Origin of the sequence: Flavobacterium sp. LAR06 (assembly GCF_041946075.1) — a bacterium.
Lineage (GTDB): Bacteria > Bacteroidota > Bacteroidia > Flavobacteriales > Flavobacteriaceae > Flavobacterium.
The window spans coordinates 148782-166373 of record NZ_JAUTYT010000013.1 but is presented as its reverse complement, the minus strand read 5'-3'; the positions used below and the strand labels follow the sequence as shown (position 1 = coordinate 166373).

The 17592-nt window shown below is 34.4% G+C and carries 15 protein-coding genes and 1 riboswitch; of the genes, 13 read left to right on the top strand and 2 right to left on the bottom strand.

Annotation, left to right across the window (positions count from 1 at the left end; all coding sequences use genetic code 11):
- The first annotated feature begins 25 nt into the window (after positions 1 to 25).
- Positions 26 to 1138 (top strand): hypothetical protein, encoded by a 1113-nt coding sequence (locus tag Q7C23_RS18605; RefSeq protein WP_375033908.1) that lies wholly within the window; start codon positions 26 to 28, stop codon positions 1136 to 1138.
- Between the two features lie 42 nt (positions 1139 to 1180).
- Here the strand turns inward: Q7C23_RS18605 and Q7C23_RS18600 are convergent, their stop codons facing one another.
- The gene (locus Q7C23_RS18600) at positions 1181 to 2206 is read right to left on the bottom strand and encodes a LacI family DNA-binding transcriptional regulator (RefSeq protein ID WP_375033907.1); all 1026 of its coding nucleotides are present in this window, start codon (positions 2204 to 2206) and stop codon (positions 1181 to 1183) included.
- 192 nt (positions 2207 to 2398) lie between these two features.
- Here Q7C23_RS18600 and Q7C23_RS18595 point away from each other — a divergent pair, with 192 nt between their 5' ends.
- The 6 genes from Q7C23_RS18595 to tsf all read left to right on the top strand — a co-directional run bounded on the left by Q7C23_RS18595 (position 2399) and on the right by tsf (position 7079).
- Positions 2399 to 3148 (top strand): ferritin-like domain-containing protein, encoded by a 750-nt coding sequence (locus Q7C23_RS18595; RefSeq protein WP_375033906.1) that lies wholly within the window; start codon positions 2399 to 2401, stop codon positions 3146 to 3148.
- A gap of 26 nt (positions 3149 to 3174) precedes the next feature.
- Complete coding sequence (locus tag Q7C23_RS18590) at positions 3175 to 3987, top strand: ferritin-like domain-containing protein (protein ID WP_072970516.1); 813 nt, start codon at positions 3175 to 3177, stop codon at positions 3985 to 3987.
- Positions 3988 to 4179: 192 nt separating this feature from the next.
- Positions 4180 to 4635 carry a 50S ribosomal protein L13 gene (gene rplM, locus Q7C23_RS18585; RefSeq protein WP_026983738.1) on the top strand — a complete coding sequence of 152 codons (456 nt, stop codon included), beginning with the start codon at positions 4180 to 4182 and terminating at the stop codon, positions 4633 to 4635.
- Entirely contained in the window at positions 4635 to 5021 is a 387-nt protein-coding gene (gene rpsI / locus Q7C23_RS18580) for a 30S ribosomal protein S9 (protein ID WP_007808909.1), read from the top strand. The genes rplM and rpsI overlap by 1 nt, the downstream gene beginning before the upstream one ends.
- A 176-nt stretch (positions 5022 to 5197) precedes the next feature.
- Positions 5198 to 5980 carry a 30S ribosomal protein S2 gene (gene rpsB / locus Q7C23_RS18575; RefSeq protein ID WP_375033905.1) on the top strand — a complete coding sequence of 261 codons (783 nt, stop codon included), beginning with the start codon at positions 5198 to 5200 and terminating at the stop codon, positions 5978 to 5980.
- A 136-nt stretch (positions 5981 to 6116) separates the two neighbouring features.
- Positions 6117 to 7079, top strand: a complete 963-nt coding sequence (tsf, locus tag Q7C23_RS18570; RefSeq protein ID WP_375033904.1) for a translation elongation factor Ts — start codon at positions 6117 to 6119, stop codon at positions 7077 to 7079.
- A gap of 58 nt (positions 7080 to 7137) precedes the next feature.
- Here the strand turns inward: tsf and Q7C23_RS18565 are convergent, their stop codons facing one another.
- Positions 7138 to 9201 carry a M3 family metallopeptidase gene (locus tag Q7C23_RS18565; protein WP_375033903.1) on the bottom strand — a complete coding sequence of 688 codons (2064 nt, stop codon included), beginning with the start codon at positions 9199 to 9201 and terminating at the stop codon, positions 7138 to 7140.
- 269 nt (positions 9202 to 9470) lie between these two features.
- Here Q7C23_RS18565 and Q7C23_RS18560 point away from each other — a divergent pair, with 269 nt between their 5' ends.
- From Q7C23_RS18560 to thiC, 6 genes are all read left to right on the top strand, one after another.
- The gene (locus tag Q7C23_RS18560) at positions 9471 to 13154 is read left to right on the top strand and encodes a TraB/GumN family protein (RefSeq protein ID WP_375033902.1); all 3684 of its coding nucleotides are present in this window, start codon (positions 9471 to 9473) and stop codon (positions 13152 to 13154) included.
- Between the two features lie 58 nt (positions 13155 to 13212).
- Positions 13213 to 13875 carry a queuosine precursor transporter gene (locus Q7C23_RS18555; protein WP_375033901.1) on the top strand — a complete coding sequence of 221 codons (663 nt, stop codon included), beginning with the start codon at positions 13213 to 13215 and terminating at the stop codon, positions 13873 to 13875.
- A gap of 12 nt (positions 13876 to 13887) precedes the next feature.
- Positions 13888 to 14562, top strand: coding sequence for a hypothetical protein (locus Q7C23_RS18550; RefSeq protein ID WP_375033900.1), 675 nt, complete (start codon positions 13888 to 13890; stop codon positions 14560 to 14562).
- Positions 14562 to 15131, top strand: coding sequence for a DNA-3-methyladenine glycosylase I (locus Q7C23_RS18545; RefSeq protein WP_375033899.1), 570 nt, complete (start codon positions 14562 to 14564; stop codon positions 15129 to 15131). The genes Q7C23_RS18550 and Q7C23_RS18545 overlap by 1 nt, the downstream gene beginning before the upstream one ends.
- Positions 15132 to 15220: 89 nt before the next feature.
- A riboswitch (TPP riboswitch) is annotated at positions 15221 to 15319 on the top strand.
- 63 nt (positions 15320 to 15382) lie between these two features.
- Complete coding sequence (gene thiS / locus Q7C23_RS18540; RefSeq protein WP_375033898.1) at positions 15383 to 15589, top strand: sulfur carrier protein ThiS; 207 nt, start codon at positions 15383 to 15385, stop codon at positions 15587 to 15589.
- 158 nt (positions 15590 to 15747) lie between these two features.
- Positions 15748 to 17571 carry a phosphomethylpyrimidine synthase ThiC gene (gene thiC, locus Q7C23_RS18535; protein WP_375033897.1) on the top strand — a complete coding sequence of 608 codons (1824 nt, stop codon included), beginning with the start codon at positions 15748 to 15750 and terminating at the stop codon, positions 17569 to 17571.
- Positions 17572 to 17592 lie beyond the last annotated feature (21 nt).

Genomic DNA, 17592 nt, shown 5'->3' with positions numbered 1-17592 from the left:
TTAAATTAATTGATTGTATAGTTTTATGAAAAAATATGCCTTGTTCTTTTTTGCCTTCTATTCTATGATTGCAATGGCTCAGGATCGGACTTATTATCTGGAAGGAACTTTGGCGAAAAGTAAAATTTACATGAAAATCGAGGTTTTTAATTCTGATGAAAATGTAAGCGCAACTTATTTTTACCAAAATTCACTAAAAGACATTAAGCTAGAAGGAAAGATGAACAAGAATAGCTTCACTTTCTCTTTTAAACCAAATGATGCAATTCTGGAAAAATTCTATTTAAACAAAGCTGCCAATAATTCTTTTGAAGGATCCTGGTACAACACATCTGGAAAACAATTACCGGTTCAATTACAGACTATTGACTTTTCAAATTACAAATCTAATCTGGATAAGTATTATGCTGATGATAAACTAAATCTTGTAAAATATAAATTTTTAGAGTTTAAAAAACAGAAAGTAACTACCTATAATAACAAAGAATTTATTTGGTATTCTGAAAAACATTGTGATTCTGATTTTTTCAGATTAGGAAGCAACTTTTCAGAAAAAAACAAAGCGGTTATAAACCCAATTCTGGAAAAAATTCACACACAGAACACATTAGACCAACTAAATTGCGCTTCATCATTTGAATATAGTGAAGGAAAAGGAATAGAAGGAAATTCGACCATAAATTTTCTGAATACTAATTTATTGGGCTTTGAGATTTCGAGTTCATATTACTGCGGTGGTGCTCATCCTGATTTTGGAAGCAGTGGTTTTTTGATTGATTTAAATAACGGAAAAAACTATCAAATAGACAATATTCTTGCTTTTGATAAAAGTGTAACAACAGAGAAAGAAAGTGATTTTTCGAGTTATTCAACTTATAGAAGCACTTATTTTGCTCCTAAATTACTTGCAGTACTTAACTCAGAATTCCATTTTGAAAAGCCAAAAGACGACGATAATCCTTGTGATTATACTGATGAAGAATATTGGGATTTCCCATCTTGGAATTACACTGAAAAAGGTATAGAATTCACCCCAATTTTTTATAGAGCGGCAAGATCTTGTGAAGAACCTTATTTAGTTCCTTTTGAAAAACTAAAAAAGTATAAGAATCCAAAATTTCCTTATCCATTACAATAAAAAAAATCCATCAGTTGCGGCTGATGGATTTTTTTATGGACGTTATTTTTTTCTTGTCGATTCTCGCTCTTTCAATTTTGTTTTGATGACGATTGTTTCATAATCTGAGGTTTCATCTTCAGATTCTTCCAGTCTTTCAATTAGTTTTTTGGCAGCCACTTCTCCAATTTCAATTCCGTGTTGACTAACCGTTGTTAAACTAGGCGACAAACGTCTTGATGCTAAGATTCCATCTGCAAAACCAATGATCGAAATATCTTCAGGAACTCTGTATCCCTTTTTCAAACTCACTCTTAAGGCTGCAACTGAATCATTTTCATCCAAGGCAAAAATCGCATCAATCTTATTGTCAAAAATGGCATCAATTTTACTCTTCATATCATCTTCAGAATCGGTACGAAGAATAATTTTTTCGTTTACCGGAATATTATTATCAGCCAAAGCTTTTAAATATCCATCTGCTCTTAATTTTCCAACACTTAAATTGTCTACTGAAGAAATTAAGGCAATATTTTTACATCCTAGATTGATTAAATGCTGCGTTGAATTCAAAGCCGAATCAAAATCATCCACCACAACTTTATCACATTCTACTTCATCAGCAATTCGGTCAAACATTACAATCGGGGTTCCGTCATTAATAATAGCAGAGAAATGACTGTAATCTTGTAATTTCTGAGCTTCTTCAGAAACGGAAAGAATAAATCCGTCAATAGTTCCGTTACTCAACATTTCAAGTGTATGAATTTCTTTCTCTAAAGATTCGTTCGAGATACAGGTAATTACATTATATCCTTTTTTATCGGCTACTTTCTCGATACCACTAAAAACCTTTGCAAAAAAGGAATTTAATATATTAGGTATAATTACACCGATTGTTTTGGTTTTACGATTCTTCAGATTCAGACCAATAACATTAGGCTTATAATTTTTGAGTTTGGCATACTCCTTAATCTTCACCTTCGTTTGCTCACTAATCTCCGGGCTATCATTCAATGCCTTAGACACCGTAGATACAGAAACACCAAGTTCTTTCGCAATTTGTTTTAGAGTTGCTTTAGCTTTCATCTATTAATATTTTATGTAATTAATACAAATATAGTAGAATTACCTAAAATAAAACAAAAAAGGCCTACCAGTATTTAAAATTATAAGGCTTTTTAGAAAAATTAAAAAATAGATTGGTTTTTCAAAACCGGATGTCTTTAAATCTCGTTAATACCTAAATATATGTTATTAACCTTTTAAAAGACCTTGATTATGAAAAACGAAGTTAAAATTCATGAAGTTGACCCTTCATTGAATAACAGAAGGAGCTTTCTAAAGCTCAGCGGCTTAACACTAGTTGGCGCAGGTTTGGTTTTAGCTGGCTGCAGCGATAATGATAATGATGACAATGACATGCAGGATAACACCTTGCCCGGAATAAAAAATGGTGTATTTGATTTAGGCTCTGGTGATTTTGGAGTTCTGACCTATGCATATGCCTTAGAACAGTTAGAAGCTGATTTTTATACTAAGGTCGTAAACGCGTCAAGTTTTAATACTACTTTTAATGATATCGAACGTCAGGTTCTAACCGATTTGTATCATCACGAAGTAGTTCACAGAGATTTTTTCAAAGCCGCACTGACCGGAGCACTTCCAGACCCGAGTTCACAATTGCTTCCGTCATTGGCATTCAATTACGGATCCATGAATTTTAATAGTCGTACTGAAGTTCTTGCAACAGCAAAAGCTTTGGAAGATACCGGAGTTGCCGCATACAACGGAGCCGGAAAATTAATTAAAAGTCCAGACTACTTATTATTAGCTGGTAAAATTGTTTCAGTAGAAGCCAGACACGCTTCAGCAATAAGAAGTTTGATTAATCCAAATTCAAGCGATTTTGCAGGTGATGATATTATCAACACATCAACTGGTCTGGATGTAGCCCAGGATCCTTCTAAAATCCTGCCAATTGCCGGAGGATTTATTACCACAAAATTTACTGCCAAATATTTACCTTAATCCTAACTAGCTAAAACTTAGAAATTATGAATATCTTAAAATTTATAGAAACCTTCACTGATGATAGCTTAATGAATAGCACTGGTTCCCGAAGAGACAGTTTTTCACAGTTTGGAAATATTGGAAAAAATTTAGCATTCGCAGCAATTCCTTTCGGGCTTTCCGCTTTTGCCAACAAAGCACTAGCTGCAGATATAACCGCCACACCAGCGACACCAATTGGGGCCTTACAATTTGCCCTGACTTTAGAATATCTTGAAAACGAATTTTATGCAATGGCACTAGATTCTGGCGTAATTCCAGCATCTGAAAACGGTGGACGTGATTTAAAAGTTTTTCAGCAGATTGCCGCTCACGAAGCAGATCACGTTTCTTTTTTAATTGCAGGATTAGGAGGAACAATGAGTGCGAACTTTGTTCCGAAGCCTACTTTTGACTTTACTGTTGGAGGAGCGTTTGATCCTTTTGGAGATTACCCGACCTTTTTGGCATTGGCACAAGCTTTTGAAGACACAGGCGTGAGAGCTTATAAAGGACAAGCTGCCAATTTAATTACAACTCCTGATCTACTAACCGCAGCTTTACAGATTCATTCTGTTGAAGCACGACACGCATCAGAAGTACGAAGACTACGTGGATTAAAAGGCTGGATTTCGAATGCAGAAAGAGGCGCCGGAATGCCAGCAGCCACACAAGCCGTATACGATGGCGAAGGCGTTACCATGCAGGCTGGTTATAATACAGCCAGTTTATTTGGAGCTGCAGCAGGATCAGAAGCTTATGATGAGCCGCTTACAACACAACAAGTTGTAGACATCGCAAATATATTTATTGTTTAACAAAACAAATCCAAATATTGAACCACCTTCGCGTTATTGTGAAGGTGGTTTTTTTTTATTGTTTTAAATAGAAAACTGAAGGCCTGATTTTCAACAGATAAAATATTCTTTTCAGGTATTTGGTTTTAAAATAATTAATTGTACTTTTGCATCCCCTTTATTGGGGATGGAATGTTTAATTAAAATAATATTATGGACGCATTAAGCTACAAGACAATTTCAGCTAGCAAAGCCACTGTAACTAAAGAGTGGATTGTTGTTGATGCTGAAGGGCATAACTTAGGACGTCTTGCTTCAAAGGTTGCGATGATCTTAAGAGGTAAGTACAAACCAAGTTACACACCGCACGTTGACTGTGGAGATAACGTAATTGTTATCAACTCAGAAAAAATTAACCTTACAGGTACAAAAATGAATGACAAAATTTACATGCGTCATACAGGTTACCCAGGAGGACAAAGAACTTTAACTGCTAAAGTATTGCAATCTAAAAACCCTGCATTATTAGTAGAAAAAGCTGTAAAAGGAATGTTACCTAAAAACAAATTAGGAGCTGAACTTTTTAGAAATCTAAATGTTGTTGTAGGTGCTGAGCATACTCACGGAGCTCAAAAACCTAGAACTGTTAACCTAAACGATCTTAAGTAATGGGAGTTATTCACAAAATCGGTAGAAGAAAAACCGCTGTTGCACGTGTATATGTTTCTGAAGGAACAGGAAAAATCACTGTAAACAAAAAAGAATTCGCAACTTACTTTCCAACTGCAACTTTACAATACAAAGTTTTACAACCAATGTCTATGACAGAAAATGTAAACAACTTTGATGTAAAAGTAAACGTTTACGGAGGTGGTTCAACTGGTCAGGCAGAAGCTGTAAGAATGGCATTAGCACGTGTTATGTGTGAAGTAAATGCTGAAAACAGAGCTATCTTAAAACCAGAAGGTTTATTAACAAGAGATCCAAGAATGGTTGAACGTAAGAAATTCGGTCAGAAGAAAGCTCGTAAGAGATTCCAATTCTCTAAACGTTAATATTACCTGTCTTGTACATTTGGTACAAGACAAGATCAATTATTTATTGAAATTAAAAAACACAGTTGTTGTTGCTCTCCTATCGAGGTAGGAAATAGTTTAGCATCTAAATGTATAAAGCCTGGGAAACCGCCATTTATACATTGCTAATCAACAGAACGTAAACTAGTACAAAAATGGCAAACAAAATAGAAGTAAAAGACTTACTAGAAGCAGGTGTTCACTTTGGACACATGACTAGAAAATGGGATCCAAATATGGCCCCTTACATTTATATGGAGCGTAATGGTATTCACATTATCAATCTATATAAAACTGCAGCAAAAATTGAAGAAGCTAATGAAGCTTTGAAAAAAATCGCTGCATCAGGTAGAAAAATCTTATTCGTAGCTACCAAAAAACAAGCTAAAGACATCGTTGCTGAAAAAGCAAAGGCTGCAAACATGCCTTACATCACTGAAAGATGGCCTGGTGGAATGCTAACTAACTTCGTAACTATCAGAAAGGCAGTTAAAAAAATGTCTTCTATTGATAAAATGAAGAAAGATGGTACTTTCATGACGTTATCTAAAAAAGAGCGTTTGCAAGTTGATCGTCTACGTGCTAAATTAGAGAAAAACTTAGGTTCAATCGCTGACATGTCTAGACTACCAGCTGCATTGTTCGTAGTAGATATCAAAGCTGAACACATCGCAATAAAAGAAGCACAAAAATTAAACATTCCAGTTTTCGCAATGGTTGATACGAATTCTGACCCAAGAGAGGTTGATTACGTTATTCCTGCAAATGATGATGCTTCTAAATCAATTGACAAAATTTTATCTTTAGTTACTGCTGCTGTAATCGACGGTCTTTCTGACAGAGGTTCTGACAAAGAAGCTGAAGTTTTCACAGAAGAAGCTCCAGCTACTGAAGCTGCACCGGCTGTTGAAGCTGCTGCTCCTGCAACTGAAGAATAAATCAAATTTAAATTCCAAATTTTAAATTCTAAAATCCAACCACAAATTAAAAACGTTATGTTGATAATTTAATAAAATTGGAGTTTAGAATTTAAAAGATGGAATTTTTACTTTTAACATTAAAATTCAAAATATTATGGCAACAATTACTGCTGCAGACGTAAATAAATTAAGACAAACTACAGGTGCCGGAATGATGGACTGTAAAAAAGCTTTAGTTGAAGCTGATGGAGATTTCGATAAAGCTATACAAAACCTTAGAGAAAAAGGACAAAAAGTTGCTGCTAACCGTTCTGACCGTGAGTCTTCTGAAGGAGCTGCTGTTTCTTTTATCAATGCTGATAATACTAAAGGAGCTATCATCACTTTAAACTGCGAAACAGATTTCGTAGGTAAAAATGAGGCTTTCGTAACTTTAGCTAAAGAATTAGTAGAAAGAGCTATTAACTTTTCTTCTAAAGAAGATTTCTTAGCTTCAGATTTCAACGGAATTACTGTTGCTGAAAAATTAATCGAGCAAACTGGAGTTATCGGAGAAAAAATCGAAATCGGTGGTTTTGAAATTTTAGAAGGTGCTTTTGTTGGATCTTATGTTCACGTTAACAAAATTGCTGCATTAACTGCAATTTCTGCTGCAATTCCTAACGCTGACGTTTTAACTAAAGATGTTTCTATGCAAGTTGCTTCTATGGGAGCTGATACACTATCTTACAAAGATTTTGATCCTGCTTTCGTTGAATCTGAACTTGCTGCTCGTATTGCTGTAATCGAAAAGGATAATGAAGAAGCAAAACGTTTAGGAAAAACTTTAAAAAATGTTCCTAAATATATTTCTTTCTCTCAATTAACTGAAGAAGTTTTAAAACAAGCTGAAGAAGATGCTAAAGCTGAATTAAAAGCTGAAGGTAAACCAGAGCAAATTTGGGATAAAATTATTCCAGGAAAAGTGCAACGTTTCATCTCTGACAATACAACTTTAGATCAGGAAAAAGCTTTACTAGATCAAAACTTCATTAAAGATGATAGTAAAAAAGTTGGTGATTATGTTAAAGGATACAACGTTGAAATCACAGGTTTCAAAAGAGTTACTTTAGGTTAATATATTATTATTTCAATATAAAAAGCCCGAATATTCATTTATTCGGGCTTTTTTATTTTTATGAATTCTGGACTGTCGGAAAATTTCTGGCACGCATCAAAGCATTTGATTCCGGAGTTCTTCCTCTAAAATTCTCGTACATCTTTTCATTATCAATAGTATTTCCAACGCTTAAAACCGTATCATAAAGACGTTTTGAAATTTCTTTATCATAAGGACCTTTGCCTTCTATAAAAGCCTCATAGGCATCCGCATTAATGACATCTGCCCATAAATAACTATAATATCCGGCTGCATATCCATCACTTGAAAAAATATGCGCAAATTGCGGAATTCTATGACGCATTACAATTTCTGATGGCATATTAATTTCTTGCAGAACGTCCTTTTCAAATTCATGAGGATCAATAGTTTCTGTTGTTAAGTGCAGCTTCATATCAACAAAAGAACTTGAAATTGTTTCTACAGTTGCAAAACCTTCATTAAAATTAGCCGCTTTTTCAAGTCTTTCAACTAATATTGAAGGCAATGGCTGATTTGTTTTATAATGCAGCGCAAACTTATTTAATACTTCCGGAGTGGCCAGCCAGTGTTCCAGCAACTGCGACGGAAATTCTACATAATCTCTTGCAACCGCAGTTCCGCTTAAACCAGGATAGGTAACATTTGAACATAATCCGTGTAGTGCATGACCAAATTCATGAAATAAAGTAGTGGCATCATCCCATGAAATCAAAACAGGTTCATTTGCTGCGCCTTTAATAAAATTGCAATTGTTAGAAACAATCGGGAGTACATTCTCTTCTATTTTCTGTTGTTTCCTATGTGAGTTCATCCAGGCCCCGGATCGTTTTCCCTGGCGCGCGTAAGGATCAAAATACCACAAACCGACAGGATTTCCAGTTGTTGAATTATTCACCTCCCAAACTCTTACATCCGAATGATAAACTGGAACATCAAAAACTTGTTTGAAACCTAAATCAAATAATTCGCCTGCAACCCAAAACATCCCTTCACGCAAATTTTCTAACTGCAAATACGGTTTTAACTCGTTTTGATCTAAATCATATTTTGCTTTACGAACTTTTTCAGCATAATAGCGATAATCCCAAGGCTGAATTTTAAAATTTCTACCTTCCTGATCTACCATTTCCTGCATCGAAGCAACGTCATTTTTTACTTTTTCAACAGCGGGCTTCCAAACAGATTCCATTAAGTCTAAAGTTTTCTGTGGATCTTTTGCCATTTTATTAGACAAGCTCCATTGAGCGAAGTTATCGAACCCTAAAATCTTAGCTTTTCTGGCCCTTAATTGCAAAATAGAAACCAGCGTTTCATTTGTATTATTTTCATTTTTGTTATCTCCCCGCTTCACAAAAATATCAAAGGCTTTCTCCCTTAAATCACGGCGATTAGAAAAAGTCAAGAACGGTTCAATTGAAGATCTCGTGTTGCCAATACAAGCTAAAACATTTAAATTTCTTTCTTTCGCCTCTGCGATGGCGGCATTTTTAAATGCTTCCGGCAAGCCATCCAAATCTGATTCAGATCGCAATTCCAGAAACTGATCATTTTCTTCTGCCAATAACTTTTGACTAAAAAGCGTAAAAAGCCCAGCAAGCTCCTGATTAATTTTAGCCACTTCTTCCTTATCAACTTCACTTAACTCTGCTCCTTCTTTAACAAAATCTGTATAATAAAGCCAAACCAGACGTTGTTGCTCCTCATTTAATTTTCCCTTTGCATCAGATTTATACAATTTTTCGATTCTCGAAAATAATTTCTTATTCTGATACATTTTGTTATTGATCGCTGCTAATCTTGGAGACATTTCTGTATCAACATCATTAAACTCCGGACTGCTCAAATTAGATCTGTAAATTCCGAAAACGGTCTGAACCTGATTAAGCGTTTTGCCGGAAAGTTCTAAAGCAACAACTGTATTTTCAAAACTAACTTCTTCTAAATTATTTGCTATAGCATCAATTTGATCCAGTTTTTCCTGAATAGCAAATTCTAGTGCCGGTTTAAAATCTGAAACTTTATATTCATTAAAAGCAGGAACACCTCCATAGGGTCCTGTCCATTTCTTTACTAAAAAATTAGTAGCATCTGTCGCCATATAAGAAAAATTGAAGTGTATATTTTGCCCTCCCCTTGCTAATGAAGCAATAGCACATTATTACTTCAAAAGTACCTAAAAGTTAGCAATGAAAAAACAAATCTTAATTGTCTTAAAAAAGACTTGCCAGAGAAACTTTTCCGGCTCTTAAAGCAAATTCTGGTTTTTAAGAAAATACCTTATAAAAATCAAATAAAAAGCCAAAATCATAAACGAAAAGACCGTAATCTATTTTATATTTGTTTAGCTAAACCACTAAACCAACCCTCTTGAAAAAATTACTTTACCTCTCATTATTAATAACTTCAGTCCTTCAGGCGCAAAACAAGAGTTTATTTTGGGAAATATCCGGTAACGGTTTAACCAAAAAATCCTATATCTACGGGACTATGCACGTTAATGATAAAATCTCGTTTCATTTATCTGATTCGTTTTTTACCAACCTACTGGGGTCTGATATCGTGGCCAATGAAAGCAATCCTGAAACATGGGGAAGCTTGAACGATCTAATGAAAAGTAATGATTTCAACTCCTATAAAAAGTTTTATACCGAATTCTATTTGTTCCCCACAACAAAAGAAAATATTCAGACTATTTTTATTAATGACAATGGCAAGTATTTTAGAAATATGTTATCCGGAGCCGAAGGAGATCAGGCCGATTTTCAGGAAGACACGGTATTAGACATGTTTATTTTTCAAACAGGAAAAAAATATAAAAAGAAAATTGTTGGTTTGGAAGATGCAAAAGAATCAATGCTTTCGATATTGCAAATCATTGATGAAGACGCAAAACCAAAAGAAGAAAATAAACTTGCTTTAGTAAAAATTTTAAAAAACAGAAATCCTCAGGAAGCCCTAAAAGAATATTACAGAGAGAAAGACATTGTAATGCTTGACTCGATTTATAAGCTAATATTTTCGAAAAAAGCACATGATGCCCTTATTGTTAACCGCAACAAAATAATGACCAAGAGCATTGATTCTATTGCCAAAACAGGCAGTTTATTCTCAGCTGTGGGTGCGGCGCATCTTGCAGGAAATGACGGTATAATTGAACTTTTAAGACAGAAAGGTTATACGGTAAAACCTATAATCGATACTTTTACCGAAAACGGAAAAAATCAGAAGAAAACTATCGAAGCTTATTTTCCTAATCCTAATTTTACCATTTCGAATACCAAAGATAAAATGGTACAATTGCCATTATATAAAACCACTATCGAAGAAAACGAAAGCATGGGCTCTCCGGATTTTACCAACGGTGGCGCCATTACGATAAAAAGAATTCCGTTAAATTATTTCCTAAAAAACACTGATGTTACTTATAATCCGAAATCACTGGATAGTTTGTTTTTTGAAAAAATTGCAGGGGATATTATTGAAAAAAAATATACTGAGCAACCTAACTATGCCAGTTATGATATACAAAATATTACGAAAACAGGAAACGCTCAACATTCAAAGTTTTACATCACACCATTAGAAATCATTTCTATTGCAATGACCGGACCAGCCAATTATGTGCGCCAATATGAAAATGAAGTTTTCGAAAATATTAAAATTAAACCTTTTAAAAACGAATGGGAAAAGATCAAACCTTTAAAAGGAGGCTTTCAAACTGAACTTCCATCATTCAATTTCGTCTTTGGAAACAATGCCGAAAAAGGAACTAACATTGACATTCAGGCGTATGACAATCTGGAAAAAGGATTCTACTTTTTAAGAGAGAAAACCCTAAACGATACCAGTTTCCTTGAAAATTCTGAATACGAGCAAAAGCAAATTCATTATCAATTTTATCTTCAGCAAGATCAGGATTCGACCGCTACAAAATATAACAAAATTGAAAATTCTTTTGTTTCATCCTCTAAAATTGGAGACCGAAATATCAAATTAAAAACGGTTATTTCGGGTAACAAATATTATTTATTGGGTACTGTGAATACATCTGAAGCGAATACAAATCGCTTTTTTAATTCATTTGTACTTGCTCCGTTCGATTACAAATCAAAATCTAAAGTTTTAGTAGATTCAACTGCAAACTATAAAATCGAAATTCCAGAAAAGGAGAACGAAAATCTATTTTTAAAATTAAAACAAAACAAGCGCGAGGTAAAAAATGCTTTTAAAGTTGTAAATCAGTTTCAGGCATTCAATTCTGAAACCGGTAGAAAAATCAAACTGGCCTATCATAAATTTCCGAAATACGAACAAACATTATCTATTGATTCTGTTCAGCGTATGCTTAAAAAAGAATTTCTAAATCAATATGAAAGCGATTCTGAACAAAATTATTTTGAGGCAGAAGACGATGAAAGTTACGAAACGGCAACATCATTGTTAAGCCCGGAATTATTCCTTAAAAAAGGATTCTCGCAGTCTTTATGGGACGAAATTATTGCTGACAAAAAAGATAATTACGAATTTTTATCTGAAAGTACCACTTTTAACAAAGACCAAAATAGTTACACCATTAATGCTTTAGTTTCTAAGCCTAATGCGACTCAGGCCATTAAATACAAAGTTCTTTACAAAAACAACTCCTATTATCTATTGAATACGCTGGTTGAGAAAAACTATAAAAATGATGATCCTTTCATAGAAAAAACCTTTAATTCACTAGATCTGGTTGACAATATCAAAACAGATACCGCTGAAGACAAGGTAAAACTTTTTATCGAAGATGCTAAAAGTGAAAAAGACACCATTCGTTATTCGGCCTTAAACACGATTGACAATCTTGATATCACAAAAAAAGATTTTGAAGCGATAACAAATTTCATCAACACTTTTAAATTTAAAGAAAGTGAAACTGATGCTGTTACTTCATTACTGGAAAAAATTGGTAAAATAGAGGATGAAAGAGTAATTCCTTATCTGGAGAATTATTATAAAAAAGAATCGACCAAAACTGATGCACAGATTAGTATCTTAAAAAGTATTTCGCACCAAAAATCAAAAGCGGCATACAAAAAAATCAATGAGTTACTAGAGTACGATTTGCCTATTTCCGATTTACAATATGAGATTGGAAGCCTTTTTTATACGTTTGAAAGAGATCCCGAAAACAGTAAAGAGTTATTTCCTGAGATTTTTCAATATTACAGTATCAAAGAATACAACAAGCCAATCATTAGCTTTTGTAATTCATTATTAGAGAAAAAGTTGATTTCGGTTAAAAAACTAAAAGCTTTTAAAAAAATAATCCTGACCAATACCAAGCTCGAATATAAAAGAGTAGCAAGCTGGAACGAAAAAAACAAAGCTACACAAGAGGCAGCTACCGTAGAAGATGAAGTAACTTTTTATTCTGAATCTTCACGATCATTAACTGATTTGATAAATTACACCAATTTAATCTATAATTATGCTGATGATAATGTTGTAAAAGAAGTGTTGAAAAAAATAAAAAACCTTGACATTCCGGAATTAAACATAGAATTAGCCCGATTAGGAATTACACATAATTCACTAAATACAACTGAAATTGAAGGTTTTCTAAACGATCCTAAAACGCAATTTATCACAATAAACTTATTACTGAATCAAAACAAAAAAGATTTGATTCATTTTACAGATGATGAGATTGCAAAATCAGCTGCCATAAATTTTCAAAATCTTTCTAAAAAGGATTCTATAACTTTATTAAAAAAGCAAATTATAGAAAAAGACAATCATGAAATTTCGTTTTACTTTTATCAGATTCAAAGAAAAAATGACGAAACAAAAGCGATCAAAAAACAATTGTACACTCTTGCTTTTTTAAATGAAAACAAAAAAATAAATCCTTTGGCCTATACTACTGCTCCAATAAAAACAATTAGTATTGAAGAAAATCCGGAGAAAACATATGCTCTTATCATCAATGAAACCCTGAATGGCGATCATATGAGAGCAAGTTTTGAAAAAGAAAAAGAAGAAGAAGAGTTATCACTTGGTGAAGAATATTAAATCTATTTTCGGCATAAAATAGTTAACTTTGAAGTATCAGATTTTATAGTACGTATTTATGTTCAAAACCAAAAAAGAAATTGTCTTTGTAATTCTGGCAGGAATTTTTATAACAAATGCAGTTGTCGCGGAGCTTATTGGAGGGAAATTAATTCAGATTGGACCGTTCGTAATGAGTATTGGTATTTTACCATGGCCAGTCGTTTTCCTGACAACCGATTTAATAAATGAATATTTTGGAGAAAAAGGAGTTAAAAAACTCTCTTTTATCACGGCTTGTTTAATTGCATATGCCTTTTTAATTTTATTTATGGCCATTGTAATTCCGGCGGCAAAAGGAATTAGCCCTGTAAATGATGAACAATTTCAGGCCGTTTTTGGACAAAGTATGTGGATTATTGTTGGTAGTATTATAGCTTTTATGGTTTCGCAGCTTATAGATGTTAGTATATTTTGGTTCTTTAAAAACCGAACTGGCGATAAAAAAATATGGCTTCGAACTACAGGATCAACTGTAATTTCGCAATTATTTGATTCGTTTATAGTACTTGGAATCGCATTCTGGCTGCCGGGAAAAATTGACTTTGATACATTTCTTTCATCAGCATTGATAGGCTACACCTTTAAATTATCTATAGCCATTATACTGACACCATTAATTTACGCAGGACATCATTTGATTAAAAAATATTTGGAAGGAGACATTTCTCATAAGGACTAAAAAATTATTGTTATGAAAAAAACTAATGTAATATTACTATTTTCAATCTGCTGCTTCCTTTATAGCTGTGGCAGCGATGACAAAAAGCAACCTAACGATAAAGTATATCCTGTTAGTTCTTTAAAACCTGCTCCTCAAAAACCAATTGACCCAACTCCTGCTAAAATAGCAGTGGCAAAAGACAGCGACGATAAATCTCCACTTAATAAAAAAAAGGCTTTTACTGTCACTAAACCAATTGTAACGCCAGAAATTCCTACTGCAAAAATAGCGACAACAGAAAAAGCTCCATCTCCGATAAAAAAAGAAGAAAACGACTTAATGAATTTTGTTAATCTGCGCAAAATATTTTCAGGCACTAAAATTGGCCAGACCATGAGTCAGAAAGATTTGACTCAAAATTTTAAAATCCCGGAAGAAGCTGTTAAACTCGTTAAAAGTGTTACCAGAACAGCTCAGGATGAATTAAATGTAAAATGGCGTTCAACCTGGCTTGTAGAAAAAGTATCTGATGCTGAACTTGAAGACGGTAAAATGAAAGTTAGATTTCAGGCCAATAAAATGTTCATGTCTGGCAAAGCAATTGGCATTAAATACAACAGAAAAGTTTATAATGATTTAATAATAATTGGCCATTCCGCCTATATACCAAGCGTAAAAGGATATCATTGGCAAATTGGTAAATAATGGAAAACGAAAATTTAATTCGATGTGGCTGGTGTACTTCCAGCGATTTATATAAAAAATACCATGACGAAGAATGGGGCGTTCCTGTTTATGACGACCCTACTTTATTCGAATTTTTAATTTTAGAAACCTTTCAGGCCGGCTTAAGCTGGATTACCATTTTAAACAAAAGGGAGAATTTCAGAATTGCATTTGACTATTTTGATTATAAAAAAATAGCCTTTTATTCTGAAGATAAAATCGAAGAATTAATGCAAAATACCGGAATTATCCGTAATAGACTAAAAATAAAAGCAGCCGTTTCCAACGCGCAGGCTTTTATGAAAGTACAGGACGAATTTGGCAGTTTCTCTGATTATATCTGGAAATATACCAACGGAAAACCAATCATAAATAACCTTAAAACGTCAAAAGACGCTCCGGCCACTACTCCACTTTCAGACGAAATCAGTAAAGATTTAAAAAAAAGAGGTTTTAAATTTGTTGGTTCAACCGTCATTTATGCACACATGCAAGCCACCGGAATGGTCAATGATCACGCCGAAGATTGCTGGAAAAGAGCTAAGTAAATAGCCTCAGATTTCAGTTCTCAGAAACAACATGAAACTTGAAACTTGAAACTTTTTCAAACAACCAAACAAAATTTTATTACATTTGCTTCACACTTTAGGGGTGTCTGCTAAATAAGCAGGCTGAGATTTTACCCTCTGAACCTGATCTAGTTCATACTAGCGTAGGGAAAAGTAAGATGACTTCTGCGCGTATTTTTATGCGTTTTTGTAGCCATTCCTAAAGTATAACTATACTAATTCAAAAAGGAATGGAACTAAAAATCAACCAACAAATCAAAAAATTCAATGCTGAATCGCTAAGCGTTCAATCATTGCTCGATCTCGAAATTCCAAACAAACAAAACGGAATTGCCGTTGCCATTAACAACACCGTTGTTCCAAGAATCAATTGGAACCAACATCTCGTACACGAAACCGACGAAATTTTAATTATTTCTGCCACTCAGGGTGGATAGTCCCGATAGCTATCGGAATAAATTCCAAAAAATAAATTCCAAGTTCCAATTATATACAGAGCGTAGACGTGCTGCTGTGCGCCTCTACCGGAACATCTTTCATTTTACATCTAAAATTCAACAATCAAGATCAACCTGAAACTTGAAACCAAAAAACTATGACAACAGAAGAACAAATTTCCAGAACACCTTTTCCGAATTCTAAAAAAGTTTATGTCAATGGTGAAATTCATCCCATAAAAGTGGCGATGCGAGAAGTCATTTTAAGCGACACCAAACTATCAAATGGCGGAATTGAGAAAAATCCACCTGTAACGGTTTACGATACTTCAGGTGCTTATACAGATCCAAACATTGAAATAGATATTAGAAAAGGATTGCCACGCTTACGCGAAAGCTGGATCCTGGATCGAAATGATGTTGAAATTTTAAATGAAATAACTTCTGATTACGGTCAAACCCGTTTGAAAGATGAAAGCTTAAATCATCTACGATTTGAATATTTACATCAACCAAAACGTGCTAAAAAAGGGGCAAACGTAACGCAATTGTATTACGCCAAACAAGGAATTATAACTCCTGAAATGGAATATATTGCGATTCGTGAAAACCAACGTATTGAACTTTTAAACAAGCAAACAAAAGCAATGCAATGCCAGCATGCGGGTCATAGTTTTGGGGCAAACACACCAAAAAGCAAGATTACCCCTGAATTTGTTAGAAGTGAAGTTGCCTGCGGAAGAGCCATTATCCCAAACAACATCAATCATCCTGAAAGCGAACCGATGATCGTTGGTCGTAATTTCTTAGTCAAAATAAACGCTAATATTGGTAACAGCGCCGTGACTTCGAGTATCGAGGAAGAAGTTGAAAAAGCCGTTTGGGCTTGTCGCTGGGGAGCTGACACTATTATGGATTTGTCAACGGGAAAAAATATTCATGAAACCAGAGAATGGATTATTCGCAATTCGCCGGTTCCAATTGGTACGGTTCCTATTTATCAGGCATTGGAAAAAGTAAAAGGAATTGCCGAAGATTTAACCTGGGAAGTTTTCCGCGATACTTTAATCGAACAGGCAGAACAAGGCGTTTCATATTTCACCATTCACGCCGGCGTTTTATTACGCTACATTCATTTAACAGCTGATCGTGTTACCGGAATCGTTTCCAGAGGAGGATCGATTATGGCAAAATGGTGTTTGTTTCATCATAAAGAAAACTTCTTATACACCCATTTTGAGGAAATCTGTGAAATCATGAAACAATATGATGTTGCTTTTTCTCTAGGAGATGGTTTACGTCCGGGTTCAATTGCTGATGCTAATGACGCTGCACAATTCGCCGAATTAGAAACACTTGGAGAATTAACCAAAATCGCCTGGAAACATGATGTTCAGGTTTTCATTGAAGGCCCGGGTCACGTTCCTATGCACATGATTAAAGAAAATATGGACAAGCAACTCGAACATTGTAACGAAGCTCCTTTTTACACTCTTGGGCCATTAACGACTGATATTGCTCCGGGTTATGATCATATTACTTCAGCAATTGGCGCTGCCATGATTGGCTGGTACGGCTGTGCGATGTTATGTTATGTAACGCCAAAAGAACATCTTGGTTTACCAAATAAAAAAGACGTAAAAGATGGTGTAATCACCTATAAAATTTCGGCTCATGCTGCGGATTTGGCAAAAGGTCATCCAGGTGCACAATATCGAGACAATGCTTTAAGTAAAGCCCGTTTCGAATTCCGTTGGGAAGATCAATTTAACTTATCACTTGATCCTGATACTGCAAGAGAATTCCATGATGAAACGCTTCCTGCCGATGGTGCAAAAGTGGCTCATTTTTGTTCAATGTGTGGTCCAAAATTCTGCTCTATGAAAATATCTCAGGAAATTAGAGATGTTGCTGCCGCAGAAAAAGGAATGCAGGAGAAATCAGAAGAGTTTATAGAACAGGGGAAAGAGATTTACATCTAAGAAAATAAAGTCAAGAAGAAA